General features: G+C 59.3%; 9 protein-coding genes and 1 pseudogene. 3 read left to right on the top strand and 7 right to left on the bottom strand.

The features are described 5' to 3' along the window. The 4 genes from AB4043_RS09105 to AB4043_RS09090 all read right to left on the bottom strand — a co-directional run. On the bottom strand, positions 1-718 hold a 718-nt coding region (locus tag AB4043_RS09105; protein WP_442306904.1), incomplete at its 3' end, for a sulfotransferase. An 87-nt stretch (positions 719-805) separates the two neighbouring features. Next, positions 806-1318: a hypothetical protein gene (locus AB4043_RS09100; protein ID WP_442302467.1), complete on the bottom strand. Its 513-nt coding sequence runs from the start codon at positions 1316-1318 to the stop codon at positions 806-808. Beyond that, entirely contained in the window at positions 1315-1872 is a 558-nt protein-coding gene (locus AB4043_RS09095; RefSeq protein ID WP_442302466.1) for an RNA polymerase sigma factor, read from the bottom strand. Before AB4043_RS09095 ends, AB4043_RS09100 begins: the two co-directional genes overlap by 4 nt. Positions 1873-1902: 30 nt before the next feature. Further along, complete coding sequence (locus AB4043_RS09090; RefSeq protein ID WP_442306903.1) at positions 1903-2814, bottom strand: hypothetical protein; 912 nt, start codon at positions 2812-2814, stop codon at positions 1903-1905. A gap of 154 nt (positions 2815-2968) precedes the next feature. On the opposite strand from AB4043_RS09090, the gene AB4043_RS09085 reads away from it, so the two are divergent. Further along, complete coding sequence (locus AB4043_RS09085) at positions 2969-3955, top strand: hypothetical protein (protein WP_442302464.1); 987 nt, start codon at positions 2969-2971, stop codon at positions 3953-3955. 193 nt (positions 3956-4148) lie between these two features. Here AB4043_RS09085 and AB4043_RS09080 read toward each other — a convergent pair whose 3' ends face one another. Genes AB4043_RS09080 through AB4043_RS09070 form a run of 3 tightly spaced genes read right to left on the bottom strand, consistent with a single transcriptional unit; the run spans position 4149 to position 5540 of the window. After that, positions 4149-5000, bottom strand: coding sequence for a class I SAM-dependent methyltransferase (locus AB4043_RS09080; protein ID WP_442302463.1), 852 nt, complete (start codon positions 4998-5000; stop codon positions 4149-4151). A 26-nt stretch (positions 5001-5026) separates the two neighbouring features. Then, entirely contained in the window at positions 5027-5383 is a 357-nt protein-coding gene (locus AB4043_RS09075) for a VOC family protein (protein WP_442302462.1), read from the bottom strand. Continuing rightward, complete coding sequence (locus tag AB4043_RS09070; protein ID WP_147646122.1) at positions 5373-5540, bottom strand: ribbon-helix-helix protein, CopG family; 168 nt, start codon at positions 5538-5540, stop codon at positions 5373-5375. The genes AB4043_RS09075 and AB4043_RS09070 overlap by 11 nt, the downstream gene beginning before the upstream one ends. Positions 5541-5696: 156 nt before the next feature. On the opposite strand from AB4043_RS09070, the gene AB4043_RS09065 reads away from it, so the two are divergent. Next, the gene (locus tag AB4043_RS09065; protein ID WP_442302461.1) at positions 5697-6806 is read left to right on the top strand and encodes a Gfo/Idh/MocA family protein; all 1110 of its coding nucleotides are present in this window, start codon (positions 5697-5699) and stop codon (positions 6804-6806) included. Beyond that, positions 6803-7036 (top strand): annotated as a pseudogene (locus AB4043_RS09060) (mannonate dehydratase); the annotation flags it as partial. The gene AB4043_RS09065 and the pseudogene AB4043_RS09060, both read left to right, overlap by 4 nt.

Genomic DNA, 7036 nt, shown 5'->3' with positions numbered 1-7036 from the left:
GTACATGCGGGGTGGAGGGAACTTCAATTGGCCCCGGGCGATAGCTGCAATCGACGCCGAGAAAGGTGAAGATGCGCTCCAGCCATGCAGTGCGGTCTGCCTGCGTCTCCTCATAAAGCGACAGGTGAATCTGGGCGGCAGGGAAACACTCCCGGTAGCGGCGCAACTGAGCGGTGTAGTTGCCAAAGTCGAGAAAGGGATGGAAGATGCCGAGCTTCTGTTGATCGCAGGCCATCGCCAGATCGAGATGTCTGCGAAATGCATGCCCCACGGTTCCATCGGAGATGCTCTTCAGGTATTGGTGAAACGCGCGCTCCGCGGGGTCCATCAGCACGATCACGATGCGAGCCTTGGGATTATCCCTCGCAATGGCGTATGGCGCGGTCGAAGACCAGAGATAGCAGACGCTTCCTTCGCCGATGGCCTTCTCTTGATGTACGCCGGCAAAGAGCCGTTCGTAATCTTCTCTGCGGCTGACGACTCCACCAAAGCGCTTCTGTTGCATGGGTCCTGAGATGTACTGCCGCGTCGCCTCTTCGGCCTGCGACATCTGTTCCCGGATCTGTGCGTCGAAGTTCTCCCGGCGAATCTCTGACGAGTAGAAGCAAGGCTCCTTCAACGGGCTCATGTAAATCTCAGGATGCTGGTCGAGCTCGTAATAGAGGAGGTCCGTTCCAGCCTTTGGCGCGCCCACAATAAAGAAGTTTGGAATCGGCATAGGAAGCGCCCAGACGGGCACATGGAGTCTATCGTGCGGGATGGCATGCAAATGTCATCGTTTGGAGACAACTCACTCCGCTCAGGGTCATCCGTTTTGTGCGGGGTGCTGATCGCGATGCCGGACAGGCAGAGCCAGATAGAGAATAATCCCCGCCAGCACGACGATGACGCCGGCTGCCGTAAGGACCGGCAGCAAGCCCCATGCATCCAACAACCAGTTCCAGGCGTTTGAGGTAGTTGCCGCACCGCTGGTCTGGATACGGTAGGTCCAGATTCCGCGGCCGATGCCTGTGACGATGGCAAGGATGATTGCCAGCGCAACAAGCTGTCCGGCAAGCAGCGGCCGTTCCATCTGTTGCAACATGGCGCTTCTACGCCTGGCCTGGGCCTTCCACCACAGCAGGCTGACGCTGCCTGGCTGCACTGCTGCGATACTCGTAGCGCGCAGGCCCTGGAGATGCTTCGTGACCAGCACCTCTTCAGTGCATCGCGCGCAGGTCTGGACATGGGCCTGCAGTTCCGCGCAGGCCTGCGGCCAGTGCCCCTGTGAGAGTGCATGCCGCACTTCTTCCAAACGAGTGCATCCGTTCAGATTCATACTGTTCCCCTGCCGTTCTTCCCCAGTGCCTGTGCCATCTGGCGTCGGGCGCGAAAGAGCAGCAGCCGGATGCTCGTTACACCCAGCCCTGTGATCTCCGCGATCTCGCGGTGAGAGTAGTTTTCCGCATGCGCCAGCCACAGCAGTTGGCGGTCGCGAGGACGCAGTGAAGCCATGGCGGGCTCGAGCGAAAGCCGCGACTCCATCTGCGCTGAGGTGTCCTGGGCCAGCCGCTCCGCGGGCGCGTCTTCGATAGAGAGAGCACGCGGACGGCGCCAGTAATCGCGCAGCAAATTGCTGGCAATGCGGAAGAGGTATCTGCGCGAGGCGATCTCTCCTTCGGCAAGAGGTCTGACACAGAGAAAGCGCACATAGCTCTCCTGCATCAGGTCGTCCGCCAGGGCTGCATCGCCTGAGGTGCGCGCCAGGTAGGCCCAAAGCTGTCGCGAAGAGCGCTCGTAGAAGGCTGCGAACTGATCGCTGTCCATAGCAGGATCTGCCGTCTGAGCCGCGGCGCCAGTCATGATTCCCGGAATGACGTTTTCCCAGTTCATCGTGAAGCTCCCTGCGGCCCAGCGCCCTCGTTAGGTGCGATCCTGCTGCGCATCGTTCTGGTTCTCCGATAGTAGCCCCAAACGGGAGCTGACCCGCCAGGTAATTGCGGCGGAGAGCAGCAGAGCGATACCCGGCATCATGATTACTACGCCGGCCACCAGCAGCGGGGCGGCAAACTCCGGAAGGCTATGGCGGAGCAGCACCAGACCCAGCCCCAGAAGCGCCAACACCAGCCCGATCTGCAGCGACGCAATCACTCGTCCCAGGCCGCCCGACATCCGCTGACGTTCCATGCCCATGGGAATGGGGGCAGCCTCCAGAAAGCGTCTGCCGGACTCGGTGCCCATGTACTCCATCAGGTTGTCGGTGGTAGCGAAGCGCTCGATCAGCTTGCCATGGATATCGCTCTGCAGGCGGAAGACGCGGCTCCATCTGCGATTTTCGAGAAGGATGCGAATCAGCCRCATCAGGCTGCCGATCGCGCCGGCGAAGATGAGGGCCTGCATGATGTCCATCATGTACTGGCGCTTCAGCTCCAACAGGTTCATCTGGTTGTTGTTGTTTCCACGGCGGCGAAGCGGCTCGGTATGCCGGCCGCGCTGCTCCGGGAACTCCGCGAAGAGATAGAAGTCCGGATTCCTTGTGATCTCAGGGTGCTGCGCCAGGAATCGTGCCAGCTCGGGATTCACGCGATTGATGTAGGCGTCGTCCGCCAGCAGAGTTGGGTCGGTGGTAAGCACCTGGGTCAACGTTGGACTCATCCGAAGAAGCGCCAGTAACTGATCCCGCTTAACCGCCAGATCGTCGTCTGTGGGCGCCGGCGGAACCGGCACAACTTGTTTGGCAGCTTCTTTCGGCTGCGAAAAGACGTGGCCAGGGCAGAATGTCATCGCCAGCAGAAGTGTTGTCGCCGGCATCAGCTTCGAACGGTAAAGACCCATTGCAGTCATCCTTGGAAAGGTCATTTGGAAATGTTCTTCGCCTATACAACGGAGAAAGCGCAGCTTTGGTTAACAAACTTTTTTCGATCCTTTATTTCAGGTAACCACGAAGAGAATTTGTTAACCAGCTGATGCTTCTATCCGTTGTTTGGGCATGAAGACGCCCGACGTATCTTACCCATCCCATACGGACCGGCCTTCGCCCTTCTTCTGTGCCTTTGTCATCGTTTCGGTGCTTCTGTCGTTCATGGTGAAGGTGCAGGCGCAGCGGGCCCCGGCCCGTTCCATTGCGCTGAAACAGCAGATTGCGAGTGCCGAAGAGCAGCACGCTCCTGAAGAAAAGATCGGAGCACTATGGCTGCAGCTAGCCAACGAATACCAGATCCATCCCGATCTGGGCAGCGCAGAGAAAGCCTTCACGCATGCCATTCCGCTGTTTCGATCCCCAGACTCTCATCGAGATCTGGCAGATGCGCTGGACGGCCTGGGATCGGTCTATCTCTCTACCAGCCGTGTTCCGGAGTCGAGAACGCTGCTGCGAAAGTCACTTCTGCTCTACCGGGAGTTGCACGATCGCCCGCAGGAAGCGCATCTGCATGAGGAGCTTGCGATTGGATTTCTTCTAGAGAGGCGTTACCGCGATGCGGAACAAGAGGCCTCTGAAACGCTATCGGAGTTGCAGGAGCAGCAGAGTGTAGACATCGCTGAGAGGGAGGCGGCGTTGCTGACACGCAGCTATGCGCGTACGTACCAGGGTCGATGCCGGGGAGCACTTGACGATACGCAGCAGGCACAGACACTGGTGTCCGCCGGGCTCGAGGCGAACTCTCTTGAGGCCGCAACCTTCTGGGTCTCACGGAGCTTTGCGCTGTGGAGGTGCGGTGTTCATGACGGCGCCGAAGAGGCTGTGCTCAAAGCCCTGGAGATCGTCAACAGCCATACCGATCTGCCACGGCCTTTGCTGCTTTCGTATCGGCTTTCCGTATTGCGGCAGTACCTGGAGTTTTTGAAGGACACGCATCGTAAGCCGGAGGCTGCGCGTGTGGAGGCGGATATTCGCGAGATTCGGGAGGAGTTGCCGTCTGTGTGTTCCAGCTGCACGGTGCATGCGGCGGCGCTGTCGATGGCGATGCTGCCGTAGGGTTTGTTATTCAAGGTGCCCGAGACCTGAGCGCTCAGACCGATGGGCACCCTTTTGTTTGCCGTTTGGTAGCGCAGCGGAGAAATCTGCTTCTCTCATTTTCTTTGCCGGAGTGCCCCGCCCTCGCAACGCTAGGGTTGGTCAGGAATACTGGAAATTTCTAATAAGACACAAAACGATCCATCGATACACCCTACGTGGTTGCTACCAACATCTCTTCTGCATTCTCGGGTGGATGGAGACCATCGGTTCTATTTGCGAAGTAACGCCCAGTGAGATTGGCGGCCGAGACGTGGCGGACCTCTTTGAAGCCGGCCTCGCGAGCGAGATGCACTATTTCGTCCGGGGTGAAGAAGCTGAGGAAGGGTGTTCCGCTGGCGCGTGCTCCTTTCTCCGCCATCTGCAGGCCGGGGCGTAGGTCGTGAGCGGCTAAGTCAAGCGGAAGCAGGAAGGTCATGGCGAAGGTCGATCCCGGAGCCAGCCCGGCGGCCTGACGAAGCATTGCGTCTACGGCATCCCGGGTGAGATACATGCTCACTCCGGCTGCGGCTACGACGGAGGGCTCATGTGTGTCGAAGCCAGAGGCGGTGAGGCGCTGCCACCAGGTGTCGCCTGTTTCGAAGTCAACCGGTACGAACCGCAGCCATTCAGGAATGCCATAGCCTAGCTCGATGAGGCGTTGACGTTTCCATGCCTGGGGCATCGGTTGGTCCACTTCGAAGATGCGCAGGCGGGAGGAGATCTCAGGCCTGCGCTGGGCGAAGGTATCCAGGCCCGCGCCGAGCAGGACGTACTGGAGAACACCTCGGCCAGCCTGCTCCAGGAGCAGGTCCTCGATAAAGCGGGCACGGGCGACGATGGACGCACGGAAGAATCGTGTCGCCTGTGGATCCATATCGGGGCGTTGTTGCCAGTCGCCAATGGGGGCCGCCAGTTGCAGGCCGATCTCATCTTCGATGACATGCGGCGGCGCATCGACCTGTGCGTGCAATGCGCGCCACAGGGCGACGCGCACCGCGGTGCTGTCCGGTTGCGGTGCAGACATGGATGCTCCCTTCTGTTCCGGTGGAATCAGCTTTTCCTGGATGGGAGTGGCGCATCGACCGCGATATGCCGGCCGTCGGGATCGGCGAGCATCAGCTGCAGTGCGGGCCAGTGCTGCTTCTCGAAGGGATGCACCACCGTGCCGCTATGCGGAGGAGTGAATTGATCTGCATCCTCGACAGCGAGGCCCAGTGTGACCTGAAGTGCATGACCGGCCGGGCGCTCGGCGATGAAGAGATAGGGACCTCCGCTGGGATGACGCAGACGGCCCGAGTTGTGATCCGTCTCGAATTCGATCTCGTAGCCGAGATCGCGCCAGAAGGCTGCGGTGGCGCCCCAGTTGTGTGTCTCGATCAGAATTCCGTCGATGCCTTTAGTCTTCATGCTTCCTCCGTTTGCGCTTGTGCTCGTCGAGATAGGCGCGTAATGCCTCGGCAACAATGGCCGACAGCGACTGCTCGGTTTCAACGGCGTGATACTTGACCGCGCGAATCAGGTCGGTCGGCAGGTATACGTTGAACTGTTTCACGTCGTCCGGCATTGCTAGTATGCTAGCACACTAGCATGAAATGAAACCACAGATTCACTGGCGAAAAACTGCCCTTGTGAAGGGCATTTGTCCTCGCGTACACTTTGCCCGCCGAATTGTTGATAGCTGCAACAAATGTGAACTCCACCTCAGTCAGGAGATACGGACATGGCGTTGACGCGACGACAGTTCTCGAAGTTAAGTGCCCTCAGCCTGGGCGCGGCGCATGTGCCGTGGGCGCTTGCCGGGCAAGAGACGCCGCGAATCGGCTACTGCGTTATCGGCCTTGGCCGCATCGCAGGGCACTTTCTGGAAGGCGTTAAGAACTCGCAACACTCGAAAATCACGGCACTGGTCAGCGGACATCGCGATAAGGCCGAGCGCATCGCGGCGCAGTACGGTGTTCCGCGGGAGTCGATCTATAGCTACGAGGAGTTCGATCGCATCTCACAGAACAAGGCGATTGATGCTGTCTATGTCGCGCTGCCCAACAGCATGCATGCGGAGTACACCACGCGTGCGGCGAAAGCCGGAAAGCACGTTCTCTGCGAGAAGCCGATGGCCATCAGCTCCGCTGAGTGTCAGCAGATGATCGATGCCTGCAAGGCGGTGAAGGTCAAGCTGATGATCGCCTATCGTCTGCACTATGAACCGATCACGCTGAAGACTCTCGAGATCGTGCGCAGCGGGCGAATCGGACCGCTGCAGGCGATGGAGGCCGCGAACGGTTTCAGTATCAAGTTTGGCGAGTGGCGATACACCAAGGCCCTGGGCGGCGGTGGATCACTCTTCGATGTTGGCATCTACTGCCTGAACGCCTTCCGCATGTTCGCTGGCCAGGAGCCTACCAGCTTCCAGGCGGAGGTCGCGACCATCGACCACGATGAACGCTTCAAAGAAGTGGAAGAGAATGTTTCGTGGCTCCTGCGTTTCCCCTCCGGAGCGCTGGCGACCGGCGCTTCCACCTACGGCGGCGATATGGCCGGTTTTTATCGGTTGCACGGCGCGTATGGCTGGCTTCAGGTCGGTACTTATACCTACCAGGGCCAGCATCTCCAGGGGAGATATGCCGAAGAGCCTCATCGGGATGCAAAGCGGATCGATATTGATGAGACCAGCCAGGAGAAGGATCCCATGCACTTTGTGCGTGAGGCCGATCACTTCTCCCAGTGCATTCTGCAGAACACCCAACCGAACACACCCGGGGAAGAGGGTCTCGCCGATCTCCGTTGTATTGAAGCCATCTACAAAGCCGCAGGAGCTCCGCTGCACGTATGAATCGACGTCAATTTCTCTCCAGCACCGGTATCGCGACGATTGCRGCGGGCTCGAAGCCCGCCGCAGCATTTGCAGTACCGCCGAAGCGCGCCACCATGAAGCTCGGCTGCCAGAGCGCTCCGACCAACGATGCACATCTCAAGTACCTGGCACGGTATGGTGTCCGTAATATCTGCGGTTATCCGCAGATCGCCGATGGCCGCATCTATGCGACGGTGGAAGAACTGAGC

The sequence above is a fragment of the Terriglobus sp. YAF25 genome, assembly GCF_052113305.1.
Lineage (GTDB): Bacteria > Acidobacteriota > Terriglobia > Terriglobales > Acidobacteriaceae > Terriglobus.
Note: the sequence above shows the minus strand (reverse complement) of the source record. Positions and strands in the feature narration are given on the sequence as shown.